This is a genomic window from Stieleria maiorica (assembly GCF_008035925.1).
Classification (GTDB): Bacteria; Planctomycetota; Planctomycetia; order Pirellulales; family Pirellulaceae; genus Stieleria; species Stieleria maiorica.
On sequence record NZ_CP036264.1, the window covers coordinates 5,040,236 to 5,058,433 of the forward strand.

The following is an 18,198-nucleotide window of genomic DNA, read 5'->3' on the forward strand; positions in this document are numbered from 1 at the left end:
AATCAAAGTGACAGCGCGATCCCGGAATCCGAGGCGCTGTAATTCTGTGAGAGCGCAGCTCCGTGCAGGTCATGATCGCCCAGGTCGATGGCATGATCCGACAGGATGCTGGACAGGATCTGTGCGAACCGTTTGACGATCACGGGTCGATCAAAGTCGCGGATGGCGGCGTGCCGAGCCCGGCGCTGGCGGTTGACAAAATCGCTGCTGGACGCACGACGCGATTCGGCCTCCGCTTCGGCCACGGCGTCGGCGATGGCACTGGCCGACCCCGGCCGGACACACCAACCGAGATCGCGTTCCCGGATGGTTTGACACAGATCCGTTTGCGGATCGGCGATCGCAAGTACACCGCGGCCGGCGGCCATGATGCCGTACAACTTGCTCGGGCACAAGCAACCGGTCACTTTCTCGTGCATGGAGACGACATGCAGATCGGCCGCAGACAGACTTTCCGCCAGTTGGGTTCGCGGCTGATAATAAACGAATTCGACGCGTCCGCTCGGCAGATTCAAACGAGCCGAGTGTTCGAGCAACTTGTCGCGTGACGCGCCGTTGCCGACCAACACCAGTTTTGCTCGCTCGGGCCAATTCGGTTGGGCGGCGGCGGTGATCAACATTTCCAAGCGTTGCGTCAGCCCCATGTTGCCCGAATGCATCACCACGAATGCATCGGAGAGACCGTGACGGATGCGAAATTCGTTCTCGCGGTGATCGATCGGTGCGATTTCTTGACAATCCGACCAATTGGGAACGATTTCGATGCGGTCGCGGTGGATGCCCCAGGGAGCATTGGTCAATCGTTTTCGCATGCATCGACCCAGCACGATGATCCGTGATGCGTCTTTGTAGGTCGCTCGCAATTTTCGCCTCAGCAACGGTGCGATCCCCGGCACCCGCACCTTTCCGACCGCTTCGGCGACGTCGGGGTAGATGTCTTGCAGGTAAACGCAATGCTCGGCTCCGACCCGTTTGGCAAACTCCGCTCCCGCGATCGGCATCAGGAATGGATCGGTCTCGCTGACCACCACATCGGCCCCCCACTCGACGCGGCGGAGAAAGCGGCGTGCGGACCAATAGAACGAGAGCAGATTGAGGATCCGTCCGAACGGGTTCTTCTTGGCAAACTGGTAGTGTGTCAGTCGATGGATCGTGACGCCGTCGCGTGATTCAGCGCCGGCCTGCAAGTAGGAACTGTCCGCTTCGGGGCTATTGGGTTGGCCGCAAACCACATGCACATCGAAACGCTCGGCCAGCCCCCGGCACAGATCGGTCAGCAACTGACCGGTCGCCTCGATATCCGGCCAATAAGACCGATTCAAGAAAACGATGCGGCGACGTGGCTTTGGCACGGGAATTCGATATGGTGGCGGATCTGATTCTGAAGGGCGGTGGAAAAAATCAGGGCAGCACGATTTCTTTCGACCACGGTTTATTAGTTTGGTACCAGCGAACGGATTCGTCCAATCCTTGTTCCAACGAAACCTGAGGTTTCCACCCCAGCAGGTCGCCGGCTTTGGTGATATCGGCGCTTGTGGTCATCATATCCGCCTGATGGAAGGGGAGGTATTCGATCACCGCCTTTTTGCCGAGTCGATCTTCGAGCATCCCGATCAAAGTATTAAGCGAAACCGGCGTCCCACCCCCGCCCAAATTGATGATTTCGTATCCCAACGGCTTGGCCGCCAGGATGGTCCCCCTGGCAATGTCATCGACGTAGGTGAAGTCACGTGACTGTTCACCGTCACCGAATAGTTGGATCGGCACGCCAGCGTCGATCCAGCGAATGAAACGGAAAATCGACATGTCCGGCCGCCCGGCCGGCCCATAGACGGTGAAGTAGCGGCAGATCGAGACATCGATTTGATACAGGTGATGATGGCTGTACGCCATCACTTCGGCACCCTTCTTGCTCGCCGCGTAGGGGGAAATCGGCGTGTTGACCGGCAACGACTCGTTGAACGGCATCGGTTGGCCGGCATACAGCGAGGAGGTCGATGCGAGCACGTACTTCTTGACCCCCGTCCGCCGCATCTGGTGCAACAGATTCAGACTGCCCAGCGAGTTGGTGGTCAAGTAGATGTGTGGGTTCTCCATGCTGTACCGCACGCCGGCCCGAGCGGCCAGGTTGAAGACCGCGTCGAATTGATCAGCGTCAAATAACTTGGCCAGCGCGTCTTGATCTTCGATGTCGACTCGATGGAAGGTGAATCGATCCGATTGCAGCTTTTCCAGGCGATGCTCTTTAAGAGACGTGTCGTAGTAGTCGTTGACGTTGTCCACACCAACGACTTTGTGCCCGGCGTCGAGTAGCAAGCCGGCGACGCGGTTGGCAATGAACCCGGCACAGCCGGTGACGAAATAAGTTGCGGGAGATTCAGCGGGGGCATTCATTTTGACGGTTCGGTCCGGAAAGGTCGTTCAAACGGAGAGAACAGAAACAGCAGGCGCTGCACGGTGAAGCGGTGCATGGTGAAACAGCCCGTGCAGGATAGCGACCAGGATGGAATCGCGGGGCGTTCGGGCTCCAAACGCGCGGACTTCGTCCACGTGGGTGACACGTCGTGCTTTGACGTGCCACCGCCGGTGGGATCGGAGGCCGGGCAATGCCTGATCGGCGGCGGCAGTTCTTGCGCCGACGACCTGGCACGCAGGGCTTGATTTGTCATCGCCAACTTTCGCCCCGCACCACCAACCTTGTCGGACGTTCCGGGGAGCATACCTGGGTAAGGGTGACGGTTGCAGTGACGCTAGCTGTTGGGGGCTTGTTTCGGATTGCGAGAGCGATTTTGCGCTTCCGTCGGCAATCGGCGCATCAAAGCCGCGCCGGCAAAGGTATATTGTCTGCGTTGCCCGGGTGTGCGGAAAACCCGCCACCGGAAACCGTCCTGGGCAGCCCTCGATCGCCCCGCTGCAGCCAGCCCCGATTTTCCAAACTGCGAGAAACTAGAAATGAGCAATGTGAATCCATATTCCGTGACCGACGTCGCCGTGCCGGCGGCATTCGCTGACGAATCGGCTCGTGCGGGATTCATTCGACGGACCTACACCCACCTGTTCGGCGCCATTCTGGCGTTGATCGGAATCGAGGCGGTGATCTTTACCGTCGTGCCTCAGGCCAGAATGATGCAGCTGGTCCAAGGCGTGTCGCCGTGGACGTGGCTGATCGCATTGGGGATCTTTATGGTCGTCGGCTGGTTGGCGCGTTCGTGGGCCAGCAACGGAGCCTCACCGGCCATGCAATACGCGGGGCTGGGTTTGTACGTGTTGGCCGAGGCAGCTCTGTTGTTCCCGCTATTGTATGTCGCGATTGCCTTCGTCGATCCACGCACGCCGCTGATGGCCGCGGCGGTCACGTTGGTCGTTTTCGGCGGGCTGACCGCGTTTGTGTTCATCACCGGTGCCGATTTCAGCGGCTGGGGCAAATTCCTTGCCCTGGCCGGATTCGCCGGGATGGGCGCGATCTTTGCCGGTGCCTTGATGGGATTTTCGTTGGGATTGTGGTTTAGCGTCGCGATGGTCGCACTTGCCTCGGGCTATATCCTCTATGACACTTCCAATGTGCTGCACCATTACCGCACCGACCAGCATGTCGCTGCGTCGCTGGCGCTGTTTGCCTCCGTGGTGCTGTTGTTCTGGTACGTGCTGAGAATCTTGATGGCGTTCGCCGAAGAGTGAAACGATGGGTGACTTGGAAGACCTGACTCGTCTACCAGACGACTTCGACGGCCACGTGCGTTTGTTTCCGTTGCCGTCGCTGGTCCTGTTCCCGCATGCGATGCAACCGCTGCACATCTTTGAACCTCGGTACTGCGAAATGCTTGCCGAGGCGCTCGAGAGTGACGAATTGATCGCGATGGCGACACTTTCCGACGGACCTCCGAATCCACAGGACGATCCGCCCATCGACCGGACGATTTGCATCGGCAAGATCGTTTCCCATGTCCAGCGCGACGACGACCGACACAACATTCTGTTGGTCGGCATCAAGCGCGCCCAGGTGACCACCGAGGTGGACGCGGGGCGTTGTTTCCGCATCGCCAAGATCAACGTGCTGGATGATCTGTATCCGCCAACGGGGATGCACGGTCGCAGCCAGCTACGCGCCGACCTGTTGGCCGCATTCGGCGAAGTCATCCCGGCCAGCCAAAGTGTCCAGCAGGGTTTGAGCGAGTTGTTGGCCGGTTCGATGGGGTTGGGCCCGATCACCGACATCATCTCACACACGCTGCCGCTACCGGTGCCGATGAAACTGCGTTTGCTGGCCCAACAGGATGTCGATCGCCGCGCCGGGTTACTGATCGATTTTTTGGCCAGCGGTGCGGTCCAGTTGCCGTCTGCGGAACAGCAGAGCGGCGGCTCCGGGGCGCACGCGCCGTTGCCCTTCCCGCCTCCGTTCAGCTCCAATTAAGCACCCACACCAGCAAACCACCGCCGTGGATTGATCGACTCCGGTGATCGTCGGCCTATGCTAGACTGGCGGTTTGAAGTCTGTCTTATCCCCCGAGAGCGTGATGACACCGATCCCCGAACAACCGGCCCCTGATTACTCCGCCGTCCGCGCTGAACTGGAGGCCAAGCTTGAAAAGCTGGTCACGCGGGTCAAAGGCATCGACACCGACCTCAGCGAAGCAGTCAACGAGGACTGGGAGGAGCGGGCGACTGAGCAAGAGGAAGACGAAGTGTTGGCGGAAATGGGCAACGTGACGATGCGCGAGATCAATCAGATCAAAGAGGCATTGCACGCGATCGAGCACGGCACTTACGGCATCTGCACCCGCTGCGGTGCTCACATCGATCCGGGCCGGCTGGAAATCCTGCCCTTTGCGACCACCTGCATCAAGTGCGCCTGATCCAAAAAGACTCTTGAGCGATCCCCCAAAGCCTTGCCGGGGTGCTCTGGGACCCCCAAGATCGCGTCCGTAGCGCACTTTCCATTTTAAACGCGACGTTTTCATTGAACGTTGCGGGGACATTTGGGGGCGCGATTCGGAACAACAACGGAGGCAGCATCACCCTGGTGACCTCGTTGTTTGACGGCAATCACAGTCTGGGGTCTGACAACGGCACTGCGATCAATAGTTTCGGCGGCACGTTGACGATTGACGAGCTGACGACGTTCATCAATCACGATGGAATCGCCGTGTTCCCGGCTTGAGGCGAGAGTCGACTCCCAAGGGAATTGTCCGACGGCGGGATGAATTCGACCGCCACCGGAAACGCCAAAGGGCAGCGGCACGTTTCCGTGTCGCTGCCCAAATTGACTTGATGACGGTGGGGAGAAAAACCGGCCTATGCCAGGTTGCTTTGATCGTCAGCCAGCAGTGCGAGCAGGTCGTCGTCGTCATCATCGGCATCGCCCAGGGATGCCGATTTCGCTTGGCCGGCCACCTTGCCGGACGACGAATCGTCGCTGGAATCGACGCTCACCAGTTTGCTTTGCACGCTCAGATCGGCAAGTGCCTCGTCGTGCACGTCACCGTCGGCGGCCGGGGCGGCCGAGGCAAGTTGGTCACTGACGACCGATTCACCTTCACCGCCTTGGATGGCGGCCAGGACCGCCAAGTGGTTGATCACCCGCAAGGCGTCCAACGCGGTCGTCTTCATGTCACCATTAACGTCGGTGTACATGCCGGCAGGGGCACCTTCGCCTTCACCTTCTCGGGCCAGCGTGTTGATGACGGTTAGGGCATCCGAAGGAGTCACGAACCCGTCGTTGTTGACATCCTCGGGCAAGGCCTGGTTTTGCAACGCACTGGCGGCACGGATAGTGATGGGCAGCGAGTGGTAGCGGATTTGCGACACTTCCACCGGCTCATCGCGGTCGAACAGCAAGGTGTCTTGGAAGGGCGATGAATCGGCCGGGCTTCCGATCACCCGAGTCACAGTGTCCTGCGAAACGACTCCGGCGGTGAAGAAGACCGTTGCCATCAGGTTGGGCTCGGCGACGCCGCCGCCCTCGGCCACGGTTTGCCGCAGCAACGTTCCGAATTCATCGATGATCCCGCGACGAGCCGCGGTTCCGACGCCCGCACTGGCGTCAAAGTCTCCGTCAAATTCGACGCTGAAGTCGTATCGACCGCCGCCGGCGACGGAGACCGGATTGATCAGCCCGGTGTCGTACAGCATGTCCAGGTAGGCGGCGAAGACAAACGTGTTGCCTTGGAATTGAGTCCTCAAGTCTTCCACGCTGACTTGGACTCCGAAGGTTTGGCCCGAAGCGACCGAGGTGATCGCGTTGCCGAACTGATCGACCAGACCGAACGAGATGTCGACGATGTCGTCGGCGGCGGCGTTTCCGATCGCCATCGTGACTTCGGCGATACTTCGCACACCGTCACCGGAGACGATCACGTAGGTGAAACTGTCGAACCCGTTGGCGTTGACATCGGCGAAGTAGTCGATCGTATCATCACTGAGATCGCTGGGGGTCCCGTTGTTGTTGATCTGGATGGTTCCACGCGAGGGCGCGGTCACGATCCCGAATTCCTGGATCGTGCCGGTGGGACCAAAGATGTCATTGTCCAGGACATCCAGGGTGTTGGGGAGCACACCGGCTTGGATACGATTTCCGGCCGAGTCAAAGCCATCGACGAAGGCGTCGTCGATCGCACTGGCAAAGTTATTGCTAGCCGGGAAGATCGTCAGTTCCGTTCGGCCGAGTCGTTGTTGGGCGGGCGTCAACGCGACGTCTTCGCCGACCAAGATCGTTTCGGCGACCGGTGCGTCGGCGGGGTCGGCGGCGAACAGTGCGACGCCCGGGGAGACGCCGGTCATCGTCAGCGTGAACAGTTCAGCCGGATCGGAGTGCTGGATCAGGTTCCCGTCACCGGGGATCGGCTGGACGGCACCGACATCGTTGATCAATCCAGGCGTGGTGGCATCACCGAGCTTGAAGCCGCCGCCTTGGAAATTCTCGCCAAAGGTGATGTCAAATCCGAATGAATCGGTGTCAATGGTGTCCAACGTGGAAACCAATTCGTCGGTGTACAGCAGATCCAAGAACGCTGACGCGACGCCTTCGGGACTGAAGTTCGGGTTGTTCAGTTCTTCGACGAACACGCGAACGTAGAACGGCTGACCGACCTGAACGCTGGAAATCGGTTTGTTGTTGACGACGTCGAAGATTCCGATGGTGAAATCGACCAAGTCGTCGGCGAGTGCACCGGGTTGCGAGTTCACCGTAACCTGTGCCGTGCTGATCGATCCGTTGGCGTCTTCGATGCTGTAGGTGAACTGCTCGGTTCCGGCAAAACCGGGCTGAGGCGTGTAGCGAATGGTTTGGCCGCCGCCCTCGAGCGAGACCTGGCCACCCTGGTCAGCGGCAGACACGCTGGTGATCCTGATTCCGCCGAAGATACTCGGGACGTCGTTGTCCAAGACGTTGAGCGCCCGATTGGCGGAACCCTGTGGGATGTCGAACGTGTCATCCACCGCGATCGGCACGTTGGATTGGAAGTTAACGTTCACGGCCACGCTGGCGGTGTATTGCGTGTTGGTTTGATCAACGACCACGTACTGGAACACGTCGCGCCCGGTGAACCCGTTCGGCGGCGTGTAGGAGATCGCACGACCGTTTTCGATGATCGAAAGGGTTCCTCGCGTACCGGTCCGGTTGACCGAGATGATTCGCAGCTGGGTGATGCTGGTTTCGAAATCGTTGGCCAAAACGTCCAATCGATTCGAGAGCGAGTTTCGCGAAACGGTGAAGGTGTCATCGTTGGCGACGGCTGCTTGCTGCAGGATGTCGAATTGATAATCTTCCACTTCACCCGAATCGGCTTCCCCGCCCACGCCCAATCCCGCGGTCAGGCTGTAACGGAAGCGGGCGAAGGTCGATCCGACCACGGCATTGGAGGGAACGTTGACGGCCAGCGTCGAAGTGCCGGCACCGAGTTGGACGTCTTTGAAGACCTGCTCCGAGGCGTCAAACACGCCATTGGCGTTGAAGTCGATCCAGCCTTGCAAAAAGGCCGGGCTACCGGTGCTGTTGCGGGTCGCCACCGACAGATTCGCCGTGCCGCCCGGCCCCAATGGCGTCAACAATTCGACACCGTCTTCATCGTCGATGTTGTTCAGGTCATCGCCCAATGCGTTGGCGGTGGGGATCCCATTGTTGTCACGATCGATGGACGCACCGAGTCCCAACCCGGTGGTGATACCGTGGCTGGGACCACCGGCAGCAATGGTCGTTCGATACGTATCGGGGGCGTCACCGTAATCGCGCGAGGGCAGATTTCCGAAGTTGTAATTGTCCGTCAATGCGACCCCGTTGTAATTGACGACGTGCTCGCCGCCGGCGGGGAAGGTTTGGACGAAACCGGGTTCAATCACTTCCCGAATCGTGTAAGTGCCTGGGCCGGGGAAGTTGATCGAATAACGGCCATTGACGTCGGTGTAGGCGGACGGCTCACCGATATCCGGACGGTCATCACCGTCAAGGTCCAAGTAGATGTAGACCCCTTCGATGCCCCGCTCGGTAGGATCAAAGACTCCATTGCCGTTGGTGTCGGCAAACTTGGTTCCGGTGATGTCTGGAATGACTTGGGTGAATCCGAAATCGATCCCGCTGGCCCCGCCGGCTGCCGGTCGCTGCGTCGGCAGGCTGGCGGCGAATTGGGGCGGAGTCATCGCGACGATGCTGTAGGTTCTGCCCGAGGCAACATTCAACGTGTACGTGCCGTTGGCAGCGGTAACCGCCACAGGCTCGGTCGGATCGAGCACGCCGTTTTGGATCGTGTCGGCAAAGACCGTGACGCCGGGCAATCCGGGATCGTTGGCTCCGCGGCCATCACGGTTGATGTCGTTAAACACACGTCCGGTGATGTTGGATCCGGCCGTTCCGGTGACGAGCGAATGGGCTAAACTGTTCGGTGCATCTTGATAGCCAAAGTACGGTGTAGTGGACGAAAATCGGTCAAGCGCGAAGCCGATCTCCGTATCGTCCAGAGTCCCATAAATCTGGTCAAATCCGACGCCCAATCTCAGCTCGTCACGCCGTGCCTCTGCCCCGTCCATCACCGCCGCAATGGCGTTGGAACCGTCTTGGTGCCACAGGCCAAAAGAGTGTCCAGCCTCGTGCGAGGCTACTACACCAAAGTATCGTGCTGCTGCATCAAGGACACTGCTCGTATTTGCGATCGCGAAAGCATTGACTTGAGCAACGATCGCGTCCGGTTCGACGATCGCAAACTCGTTCATATCGAAGTTGCCGATATCCAGCGATGGCGAAACGCCATTTGGAGCAACACCACTGTCCGCTTCAATTCCGCCGATCAACACACGCGTTACCAACGGATCATCCCACGCAGGCTCGGCGTACAGTCCCCGATCTCGTGCGTCACGACTATTTAGAATCCTGACACCGTATTCTCCAGGATTCCCCGATGCGTTGTAATCTCCGTTTTCCCCTTCCGTTATGACTGATGCGTAGTTTTGACGGACCTGATCGACAAGCTTATCAACCAACTCGTTGTAAGAAGCCTCGTCGCCGAGCTGAATCCCCAAGAGCGGCATGTTCTCCCGCAGACTGGAGAACCGGATGATCCCTAAGCCGAAATTAGCACTGCTTGGAAATTGGGTTGCAGAATACAACCCTCCCTCGAAATCCAGATAAATGGTTTGCTGAGCCCCGATCGGAAGGCTCTCCGCAACCGGACGATATGCGCGCAACCCGACCGTATAGTTGACGGACGTCGACGAAGGAGCGACCGTCAGGTAGTACGTGCCGGTGTGCGGTACAACTTGCGCTGCAACCGCATTGCCCTGTGTCATCAGCGGTGACACGTCCGGGTAAATTCCTGGTGTGGCAGCCGTGTTCGTGTCAGTTGCGAACCAAATAGAACCGACACGGGAATTTGGATGCGCAACGACACCTGTAGCAGGAGCACCGTATTGGACCGTCAGGTTTGCCCCTGCTCCGATCACTGCCACATCCAGAATGTCGCCCTCACGAAGATTTAGTGCATAAGTATCAATGTCCGCAAAAACATTTCCCTGACTACTGGTAGACACCGGCATACTGCCATTGATGTCGATGGTATCTTCTTGGCCAGCCCCTGTGCCCAAGGGAATTGGTTGTGCGGTGAAGCGAGAATCATTCAGGCCCGTTTGGCTCGCCGACTCAGCCTCGTTGACGATGAACGCTGGCACGGTTCCGATGTTCCGCGGATTGGTCGGCAGGAACAGATCGGTGTCCACCAATGCGTTGTCGCTGCCGGCACTCGGGACCGCGGCGAGCAATTGTCGGCTTTCCAGGCCCTCCATCAACAAGCGACGACGCTGTTGACGCTGGCCCCGACGGCTTCGTCTCGCCTTTTTCTGTTTCCGCGAGGAATCGACGTTCATGTCGCTCGTCTCGTTGTTAGAAGCGTGGGGATTAAGGAATTCCGATTCAGTTCGTTGGATCATCGAGGGTCTCTACCAAACGTGCCGGCCATGGGGCCTTGACGAAAAGCGGCGGTGTCGCGGGGCGGTCGTACGTGTTGCGGGCTCCGCAGAGTGTAATTCTGAGTCGCCCACCTATCCATTGATTTCCATTTTCTCATCGGCCACGGCCCGTCAATTTCGCAATGGTTGCCGCTGGTCCGAGGAAACGCTCGTTCGTTTGCTTCGGACGAACTCCAACCCAGTCACAGTGAATGAAGGAGGGCTCGCCCAATCAGAAAGATGGGAAAATTGCGAAGTATGAGTCGATTGGATAAGGAATGGCTGCGATTCTAGTTGGGCCAATAACAGTGTCAACGAATCGTGGCCTTTCTGACGCGGCTTGTTGGGCAAGAGTTCCGGTCAAATCGATTAATCTCCCCCAAATCCGACCCGCCCCCCGATTCGGCGAAGGGACACCCACCGCCCAAAAGGCCTATTTGGGGCCATGAAACGGCCGAAAAGGCGTGCCCTCCCCCCGTTCGCTCGTTCATCCCCTCGTTCCAAGGCTCCGCCTTGGAACGCACTGCCACTGTGGTTCCTGCCACACACATCGCGTGCAACGCGAGGCGGAGCCTTGGCTGCGCAAAACCGTTCGATTCGTTGGCGTTTTCAATTTCGCAAAATCCGCTCGAGATCAGCCATTTGGCGCCAGCCGACGGGCTTCCTTAGACGCTGGGCCCGAGATTCTGAGGCCTCCGTACATGCCGGAGCCCGCACGCCTGCGCGAATCGGCTGATGTCACTCGTGTTTCATCAACCGATGGCATCGTGAGTCTTTCATCCGTCCCTGAATGATTTCGCCTGAATTCTGAACCATCACAGAATCCAGATGTTGCACGGCCCGGGGCAGAGCCAGGGAACGAGGCAATCGTCCTACCGCCGACGACGGCCCGGAAGGGCTATCGAACTGAACTTTCCCGCTTTGGATCAGGCGGTGTGTGCGACTGCAGTGGCGGGGGCCGAACGCTTAACGCCAGAGAGTTCGTAGGCGCCGAACATCACGGCAACAAAACACAGGTCACCGGCGACCGTGTACCCATAAAACGGGATCGCGTTGGTGAAGCAGGCGATCAGGCCCTCGGTCGTGGCCGGATACCATGGGCCCAACCAAACGCCGAAGTTGCTGACGACAAAGAAGATCGTCGACGCGACCAGCGCGCCGGCGGGAAGGCGTCGCCAATGGACGCTCATGGCAGCTTGACTGCGAACCAGCCGGCCCAACGGAACGGCCAGCGTAACGCCCAGGTACGTCGCTGCCATCACCATCGGGTTGTAGAAGCCCATGCCAGGCGTTCCCAACAAGTGCGACACGGCATCGCTGATCAACAGGGCCGCCGCCGGAACCAGATACGCCTTGCGGCCGGCAAAGTAACAACCGGCGAACAGTCCCAGTGCGCCCAGGCAGGCGAAGTTGGGAGGGTGCGGCATAAAACGGGTCGCGGCGATGGCCAGGGTCAGCAAGTAGATCATTTTGCACCGATCGATGGGAGAGGCAAATCTCCCACCGTTTTAACGACTTGACGGTCCTTTCGAAAGTCCCATGGGAGCAGGCGTGCCTCGTCCGCCGCGAATTTCTGTGTCGATGCGTTCGGCACTCGGCCTGTTGATTGAATCAGCCGTTTGCCGCGAGCCCAATGGCACCTACTTCGATCACAAACTGAGCCGTAGGCGCTAGCCTCGGGCCTTATAAGTCTCGAAGCAATCCGAGGCCCGCGGCTAGCGCCGTCGGCTCATAGAGTAGGTGACATTGCGCTCGCGCGTGACGGCTGATCCCACGTGGGATCGGATCAAATCAACAGGCCGCCGCGCGTCGCGTCAATCCTCGTCGCAGCTATTGCAAAATGGCGGTCGCAACGCCGACCGCAGTCACCTGTGATGCGACGGCTTTGCGCTGGTACGGCGGTCGCTGCTTGAGCGCCGGGGCACATGATCCGGCTCGGTAATACCCGAGGCTGTATTGGCACTCCGACGGCGGGCTGATCGCGGTCAGGTAGGGCAATGAAACCGCTTGAGCCAAGAACCGTCCGCCGCTGACCAGGGGCTGGAAACAGGAAAACCGCTGGTGGCCATGACGTTCCAACATCCGGTCCTCGAAGTACAGCGGATGGGAAAAGGTGTTGGCGGCGGCCCAGTGCCGAGCGGTCCAATGCCACGGCAGTCCGCGATCAAGGCCGGATTCGGGAAGCTGCACCAGCGGCGATGCTTCTCCTTGCCGAAAGCCGAGCGGAAGTTCCCCGTTACCGATTTCCGAAGTCCCGGTTGTCAGCGCCTCAATCGGCGGCAGCACCAGTTTGCCGTCGGCCAATTCCGTCTGGCGATCGGCGAACAGGGACCGCCGGTTCACCTGATCTGCCGTCACTTCGGGGATCACGGTGCGGTCGGTAGAGACGTCTTCAGGAAGCGCGTCGACGGGATCGTTCAACACGTCGACTTGTGCGGGAGCGGCGGTCGTGGTGTCGGCGGCCTCGGCCGTCGGCGGTGTCTGCCCGTCACCTTGAACCAAAGCCGCGATCGTCAGCGGCGTGTTGTTGACGTAAGAGGGCAGCTCGCTCGATTCGGGGTCTGCGGCAACAACCGACGGTGCCGACGTGACCGTTGCGATCGCAAGACAAACGGCCGCCTTGGCTGCAACGGCCCGGCGTCGTTTGGCGGTCAGCGCACACTTTGCCGATCGCGGCGTTTGCTGTGACTTATTCGTTCGATTCCAAAACATCGTGTTTCTCGCATGCTCCGTTTTGACGGACAACCAGATTCAATCCCATTATCTGGTTCGACCGATCGGATTCGAAACGAGACTAAACACGCCAGAACACCGACAACAGGAGCAAACGGCAACACAGGTTCGACCGCGACGATGGGAACGACAGGGGCAATCGCTGCAATCGTCAGGGTTTGCCACGATCCGATGCGGTTGGACGGATTCCGGGATATGGGGTGTGGCGACTTGGGGGGCGACACCGCCTCACTCCCGGGCTCCGTTTCGGGAACGGAAATTTCTAGAGGCTCCGCCGCGGGGCTGGATGTCCGTGTGTGGCAGGAGCCACACCTGCAGTGCGTTCCAAGGCGGAGCCTTGGAACGAGGAGATGGCATCTACTTAATGAGCCGACGGCGCTAGCCGCGGGCCTCGGATAGCAATTCGAGCCCCGTAAGGCCCGAGGCTAGCGCCTACGGCTCAGTTTGTGATCGAAAGGCTTATTCTTTCGCGGCGGACGCTTTCGTTTTGGAATTCGATTTCGGCTTTTCCGACTGCTCTTCGAATCGCAACGCGGCGCTGTTCAGACAATAGCGTTTGCCCGTCTTGTCTTTGGGTCCGTCGCCGAACACATGTCCCAAGTGGGCTTTGCAGCGGCTGCAGTGAACCTCCTGGCGCGGATAAATCAATTTGAAATCAAGCTTCATGCCGATGCGGTCGGCGCTGATCGGGTCATAAAAACTCGGCCACCCGGTTCCCGACTTGAATTTCGTTTCGCTTGAGAACAGGGATTGGCCGCAGACGATGCACCGATACAGACCTTCCTTCTTGTTGTCCCAATACTTGTTCCGAAACGCCGGCTCGGTCTCTTCGTTCTGCGTCACTTTGAACTGGATCGCCGACAGCGATTTCTGCAATTCGGAGACGGATTTCGGCGTGTACGGCGGGTCCTCGATTTCATCCTCGGAATCTTCGTGCGTCCCATCGGGCAGCGCGTCGCCGGTCGCCTCTTGGGCAGCCGGATCATCGCCGGCTGGATTCTGGCCTGCGGCTGGTCGCAGCCCCGCCACTGTCAATACAGCTGCGATGACCGCGACGAAGGTCCACTTGCCGTAGACTTCATTGATTGATTGGTTCATGGTGACTCCAACGATTCAGTCAAATAGTTCGCTATCATCAATCCGGCCTTCGCCGTCCCACTATGGTTGATTCTATGCCGGTCGTCCAGTTAAACGCCGTTTCCCTGCATTACGACCGCGATAAGGTCTTGGACGAAATCAGTTTTTCCGTCTCCGAGGGCGAATACGTCGTGATTTTAGGGGCCAGTGGGTGCGGAAAAACTTCCTTACTGAGAATGATCGCCGGGCTGGTTTCCCCGTCGTCGGGTACGATTTTTTTGGCCGGCCGTGACGCGACCCGAATCGCCCCGAGACACCGCGACGTCGCCTTGGTGCCCCAGCACGACGGGCTGTACCCGCACCTTTCGATCGGGCGGTCGATCGGCATGGCGATCCGCGACCGCGTCACCCGCAGTGAGCAGCGATTACGGATTCTTGATGCGGCACAGAAGGTGGGCTTGGAAGCGTACCTGGACCGGCTCCCCGAACAGCTGAGCGGCGGCCAACTGCGTCGCGCCGCGGTCGCCAAGGCAATCGCGCGACGGGCCGCGGTGAGGTTATTGGACGAACCCTTGTCGGCGATCGATGCGAACTTGCGGTTCCAAATCGAAAAGGACCTGGTGAGCTTGCACCATCAATCCTCCGGCGTCACGTTGCACGTAACGCATGACGGCGCCGAAGCGATGCGACTGGCAACGCGTGTGGCCGTCGTCGAAAACGGCAAGATCGCCCAGGTCGACACGCCGGATCGATTGCGTGCCAACCCCGCGACCCCCGGTGTGGCCGCCGCGCTCGGCCGATCCGAATTGATCACCGTGCCGGTGCGACGTGTTGACGACGCGTGGATCGGTGGGGATGGCCAACGCGTTTCAGGACCGGAGGCGCCGGTCGGTGCATCGGCAACGTTGGCGTACTTTGAAGAACACTTGGTGGACCAATCCGGCGATGCCGCCAGTGCCAGCTCCACACGTTGGCTCGATCGCCAGCGCAACGCGACCGTCGATCATGATCGCTTGCTCTGGTTCCTCCCGTAGCGGAACTCGCCAAGAGTTTCGCACGGTGCGCGAGTCATCCCGTCGTCCTAATCGTTGGTTAAACGGTAGTGGACGACTCAAGGAGTCCTGGCAGTTCGCAATCCCCGATGGACTCGTCGCCTCGTCCACTACGTGAAAGCTATGCGTTTGCGGCGACGGGCAGATCGGCGACTTGGTAGGCGCGCGAGCGGAACAGGAAATCGATGATGTTTCCTTCGTGCGGTTGCAACCAGTTCAAACGATTCGTCGGAATCGGGCCGAAGTTGACGCGATCGATGTCCACACACGCCCCGGCCGCGGCGACCAGCTCGGGGTCGCGGGTCAGCACGGTGCCGACAAGGGTCGGGCCGATGCGTCGCAGCATCTCGGCTTGCGGGCACTCCACCACGCTGACAAACGGGAACATGTATTCTTTCATCGCCACACCGCGGTCGGGCGAATCGGCATGGACGACCATCGGCCGCAAGTAGGCACAGTGCTCGCGCTCGATCAATTTGTCCCCGTACTCGGCGGTCATGTCCGTCACACCGCTTTCGGACAAGTCTTGCTGGACCATCGCATGGGTTCCGGTCGCCATCGCGGGAACGGTGAAGGCCGCCAGTTGGGCGTTGTCATCGATCGGCGGCAGCACGTCGACCGGTCCGATCCGCTTGGCGATCGCTGCGGCAATCTCGCGGGTGTGCCGGCTGGCCCAAATACCGCTGCAATTGATGCACGACCGCCCCGAGTTGCTGAGCACGCTTTCGACCATCACGTCCAGATACAGTTCCCAATCGTCGACCACGTCATCGCCGATCAGGATCTTGGACCAACCCGGTCCGTGGGCCTGCACGCGAGGATTGCCGGCATGTTGGGCGACCGTTTCGGCGCTGCCAAAAATCATGCTCCGCGGCGTCTTGGTCATGATCGCACCACCGGCATCGTGGCCGCCCGGATACAATCCGAACGCCTCGGCCGGAACGCCGGCTTGGATAAATGCCGACACCATTCGGTAGGGCGTCCAAGGCTCCTGGGACCCCGGTTTCAGTGCGAGCCCGATTTGCAGCGGGATCGCGGGCAACCAAAGCGTGTGAACGCCCGGTGAATTGTTCGGCAGGATCGCTCCCAGGACGGGCGTTTGGGCCTGGTAACTGACGATCACGCCGCGGCCTTCTTCACCGAACCCCTTGCTCAGGATGTTCAGGTCCAAACCGCGGGTCAGGCAATCCAGGATCTCGTCGATGTGACTGAGGACGAAGCTGTTCTTTTTCAAATTCGATCGACACATGTGCTCGGGCAACCCGGTGCTGGCCGATTGCTGGTGCACAAACTGATCGACCGATTGCATCGAGTCGCCGACGGGCAACTCTGCGGTCTCGAACAACTCAGCCGCCTTCTTTGACATCGCGATCAATTCGTCGGTGGAATGTTTCAGCAGCGCCGCGCGAGCCTTGTGGGCCTGCTTCATGTCGCGGGCAACGATGCCGCCGCCGACGCTGCCGAACTTCGCAATCGGCTCGCCGGTATCAAAGTGCACGACGTCTTTAATTTCCATCGACTCGTAGGGCTTGCCCCAGCGAAGCGGCTGTAATGTGATCATGTCTGTTGAAGTGGAGGATAGGTGGTGGGCGGGTGAGGATCGAAGGGGACAATAACGGCGGAACGACTCGCCGGTCAGGTTCACGCGTGACGACAGGCAGGAAGCCTATCCCTTGGGGAACCTGACAGGCGGGGAGCCTCTTCCACAAATGTCGTCGGGTTAGTAAACGCCGACCGTCGTGGCGCTGGCCAATTCGTGGAACGGACGGACGCCACTGACGCCGTCCCAAGGGTACATGTCGAACGGCGCTTCACGTTCGCCTTCGTCGCGTTCCATAAAACCGGGAACGAAGAATTCGTCGGTCAGCGTGTACAGTTTGACGCGCCCCGTTTCCCCGAATCCGACGACTTGGTTGTAGTCATCAAAGCTGACCACCTCGGTGACCGCCCGCGGTTGTGGAGCGTAGTAGCTGATCTTGTATCCGTCAGCCGCCTTGATCGGCTTGCTGCAGGCCAGACCCATCAGGGTGTTGCCGTAGGTCGGGGTCATATAGACGCCACCTTCTTCGACCGGCCCGCCGAGCAATTCTTCGACGCAGAATCGAGTCCACTGGGGGGTGAACTCCGTGCCGCCGGAGAAGATCCCTTTGATGCCGACTTCTTGCAGGCTGGTCCCGCGATCTTCCAAGGCCTCGCCGAGCGATTCGAGCAATTTCGGGGTGGCGAACATGCATTTGATGTCGTGACCGGCCGTCAGCACCGTGACCGCTTGGTCGATGCAATGCTTCTTGTACTCCTCCAGATGCTCCATCCAGCCTTTCTTGATCAGCTTAACGACCCAACGCGGATCCAAGTCGATGCAGAAGCAAATACCGCCACGATGCTGTGCCAGGTGCTCGACCGCCAAACGCAGCCGCCGCGGCCCGCTGGGACCGAGCATCAACCAATTCGAACCGCGCGGGAAATGTTCATCAGGCAACGTGTCGCTGAATAGTTCGTAATCCTTCCAGTGGTCTTCGATCACCATTCGGCTTTTGGGGATCCCGGTCGTGCCGCCGGTTTCGAACACGTAAACCGGTTTGCCGGCATGGCCCTTGGGAACCCAACGCTGGATCGGACCACCGCGCAGCCACTCGTCCTCGAAGTGCGGAAATTTCTTCAGGTCGTCAAACGACTTGACGTCTTTCAGCGGGTCAAACCCCAGCTCCGATTTCTTTTCCAGCCAGAACGGGCTTCCCGTGTCCTCACTGAAGTGCCAATGCACGATCTTGAGAGTGTGTTCATTCAATCGATCTCTGGCATCCGAAGCACTCTTTGCAACATCTTCGGGAATCGAGCTCTGGGCTGCACTCATTCTTTTTTTAATCTCGCGGGGCGGTGATGGAACAGGCGGGAAGTGTGACCTGGG

The 18,198-nt window shown here is 59.4% G+C and carries 14 protein-coding genes; 6 read left to right on the forward strand and 8 right to left on the reverse strand.

What is annotated here, in order from left to right:
* Positions 1 to 2: 2 nt before the first annotated feature.
* On the reverse strand, positions 3 to 1,352 hold the full coding sequence (locus tag Mal15_RS17115; protein ID WP_147868883.1) for a glycosyltransferase family 4 protein: 1,350 nt from the start codon (positions 1,350 to 1,352) through the stop codon (positions 3 to 5).
* 49 nt (positions 1,353 to 1,401) lie between these two features.
* Complete coding sequence (locus Mal15_RS17120; RefSeq protein WP_147868884.1) at positions 1,402 to 2,394, reverse strand: NAD-dependent epimerase/dehydratase family protein; 993 nt, start codon at positions 2,392 to 2,394, stop codon at positions 1,402 to 1,404.
* Positions 2,395 to 2,469: 75 nt separating this feature from the next.
* Between Mal15_RS17120 and Mal15_RS17125 the strand changes: the two genes are divergently transcribed.
* The 5 genes from Mal15_RS17125 to Mal15_RS17145 all read left to right on the forward strand — a co-directional run bounded on the left by Mal15_RS17125 (position 2,470) and on the right by Mal15_RS17145 (position 5,158).
* Positions 2,470 to 2,661, forward strand: a complete 192-nt coding sequence (locus Mal15_RS17125) for a hypothetical protein (RefSeq protein ID WP_147868885.1) — start codon at positions 2,470 to 2,472, stop codon at positions 2,659 to 2,661.
* Between the two features lie 291 nt (positions 2,662 to 2,952).
* Positions 2,953 to 3,678 carry a Bax inhibitor-1/YccA family protein gene (locus tag Mal15_RS17130; protein ID WP_147868886.1) on the forward strand — a complete coding sequence of 242 codons (726 nt, stop codon included), beginning with the start codon at positions 2,953 to 2,955 and terminating at the stop codon, positions 3,676 to 3,678.
* 4 nt (positions 3,679 to 3,682) lie between these two features.
* The gene (locus tag Mal15_RS17135) at positions 3,683 to 4,411 is read left to right on the forward strand and encodes an LON peptidase substrate-binding domain-containing protein (protein WP_147868887.1); all 729 of its coding nucleotides are present in this window, start codon (positions 3,683 to 3,685) and stop codon (positions 4,409 to 4,411) included.
* A gap of 103 nt (positions 4,412 to 4,514) precedes the next feature.
* Positions 4,515 to 4,853: a TraR/DksA family transcriptional regulator gene (locus Mal15_RS17140; RefSeq protein ID WP_147868888.1), complete on the forward strand. Its 339-nt coding sequence runs from the start codon at positions 4,515 to 4,517 to the stop codon at positions 4,851 to 4,853.
* Between the two features lie 41 nt (positions 4,854 to 4,894).
* Entirely contained in the window at positions 4,895 to 5,158 is a 264-nt protein-coding gene (locus Mal15_RS17145; RefSeq protein WP_147868889.1) for a hypothetical protein, read from the forward strand.
* Positions 5,159 to 5,292: 134 nt separating this feature from the next.
* On the opposite strand, the gene Mal15_RS17150 is transcribed toward Mal15_RS17145, so the two are convergent.
* The 4 genes from Mal15_RS17150 to msrB all read right to left on the reverse strand — a co-directional run bounded on the left by Mal15_RS17150 (position 5,293) and on the right by msrB (position 14,259).
* Positions 5,293 to 10,410 carry an Ig-like domain-containing protein gene (locus Mal15_RS17150; RefSeq protein ID WP_147868890.1) on the reverse strand — a complete coding sequence of 1,706 codons (5,118 nt, stop codon included), beginning with the start codon at positions 10,408 to 10,410 and terminating at the stop codon, positions 5,293 to 5,295.
* Between the two features lie 944 nt (positions 10,411 to 11,354).
* On the reverse strand, positions 11,355 to 11,897 hold the full coding sequence (locus Mal15_RS17155) for a DUF6580 family putative transport protein (RefSeq protein WP_147868891.1): 543 nt from the start codon (positions 11,895 to 11,897) through the stop codon (positions 11,355 to 11,357).
* A gap of 361 nt (positions 11,898 to 12,258) precedes the next feature.
* Positions 12,259 to 13,140 (reverse strand): hypothetical protein, encoded by an 882-nt coding sequence (locus Mal15_RS17160; RefSeq protein WP_147868892.1) that lies wholly within the window; start codon positions 13,138 to 13,140, stop codon positions 12,259 to 12,261.
* A 480-nt stretch (positions 13,141 to 13,620) separates the two neighbouring features.
* The gene (gene msrB / locus Mal15_RS17165; protein WP_147868893.1) at positions 13,621 to 14,259 is read right to left on the reverse strand and encodes a peptide-methionine (R)-S-oxide reductase MsrB; all 639 of its coding nucleotides are present in this window, start codon (positions 14,257 to 14,259) and stop codon (positions 13,621 to 13,623) included.
* Positions 14,260 to 14,333: 74 nt separating this feature from the next.
* Between msrB and Mal15_RS17170 the strand changes: the two genes are divergently transcribed.
* Positions 14,334 to 15,272, forward strand: a complete 939-nt coding sequence (locus Mal15_RS17170; protein WP_167546870.1) for an ABC transporter ATP-binding protein — start codon at positions 14,334 to 14,336, stop codon at positions 15,270 to 15,272.
* A 139-nt stretch (positions 15,273 to 15,411) separates the two neighbouring features.
* On the opposite strand, the gene Mal15_RS17175 is transcribed toward Mal15_RS17170, so the two are convergent.
* On the reverse strand, positions 15,412 to 16,851 hold the full coding sequence (locus Mal15_RS17175; protein ID WP_147868895.1) for an aldehyde dehydrogenase family protein: 1,440 nt from the start codon (positions 16,849 to 16,851) through the stop codon (positions 15,412 to 15,414).
* Positions 16,852 to 17,010: 159 nt separating this feature from the next.
* Entirely contained in the window at positions 17,011 to 18,144 is a 1,134-nt protein-coding gene (locus Mal15_RS17180) for an acyl-CoA synthetase family protein (protein ID WP_147868896.1), read from the reverse strand.
* Positions 18,145 to 18,198 lie beyond the last annotated feature (54 nt).

Bases quoted from the DNA above. Each gene is read 5' to 3' on its own strand.
- Mal15_RS17120 (WP_147868884.1), bottom strand. From the start codon at position 2,394: ATGAATGCCCCCGCTGAATCTCCCGCAACTTATTTCGTCACCGGCTGT.
- Mal15_RS17125 (WP_147868885.1), top strand. From the start codon at position 2,470: ATGGTGAAACAGCCCGTGCAGGATAGCGACCAGGATGGAATCGCGGGG.
- Mal15_RS17130 (WP_147868886.1), top strand. From the start codon at position 2,953: ATGAGCAATGTGAATCCATATTCCGTGACCGACGTCGCCGTGCCGGCG.
- Mal15_RS17135 (WP_147868887.1), top strand. From the start codon at position 3,683: ATGGGTGACTTGGAAGACCTGACTCGTCTACCAGACGACTTCGACGGC.
- Mal15_RS17140 (WP_147868888.1), top strand. From the start codon at position 4,515: ATGACACCGATCCCCGAACAACCGGCCCCTGATTACTCCGCCGTCCGC.
- Mal15_RS17150 (WP_147868890.1), bottom strand. From the start codon at position 10,410: ATGATCCAACGAACTGAATCGGAATTCCTTAATCCCCACGCTTCTAAC.
- Mal15_RS17155 (WP_147868891.1), bottom strand. From the start codon at position 11,897: ATGATCTACTTGCTGACCCTGGCCATCGCCGCGACCCGTTTTATGCCG.
- Mal15_RS17160 (WP_147868892.1), bottom strand. From the start codon at position 13,140: ATGTTTTGGAATCGAACGAATAAGTCACAGCAAACGCCGCGATCGGCA.
- msrB (WP_147868893.1), bottom strand. From the start codon at position 14,259: ATGAACCAATCAATCAATGAAGTCTACGGCAAGTGGACCTTCGTCGCG.
- Mal15_RS17170 (WP_167546870.1), top strand. From the start codon at position 14,334: ATGCCGGTCGTCCAGTTAAACGCCGTTTCCCTGCATTACGACCGCGAT.
- Mal15_RS17175 (WP_147868895.1), bottom strand. From the start codon at position 16,851: ATGATCACATTACAGCCGCTTCGCTGGGGCAAGCCCTACGAGTCGATG.
- Mal15_RS17180 (WP_147868896.1), bottom strand. From the start codon at position 18,144: ATGAGTGCAGCCCAGAGCTCGATTCCCGAAGATGTTGCAAAGAGTGCT.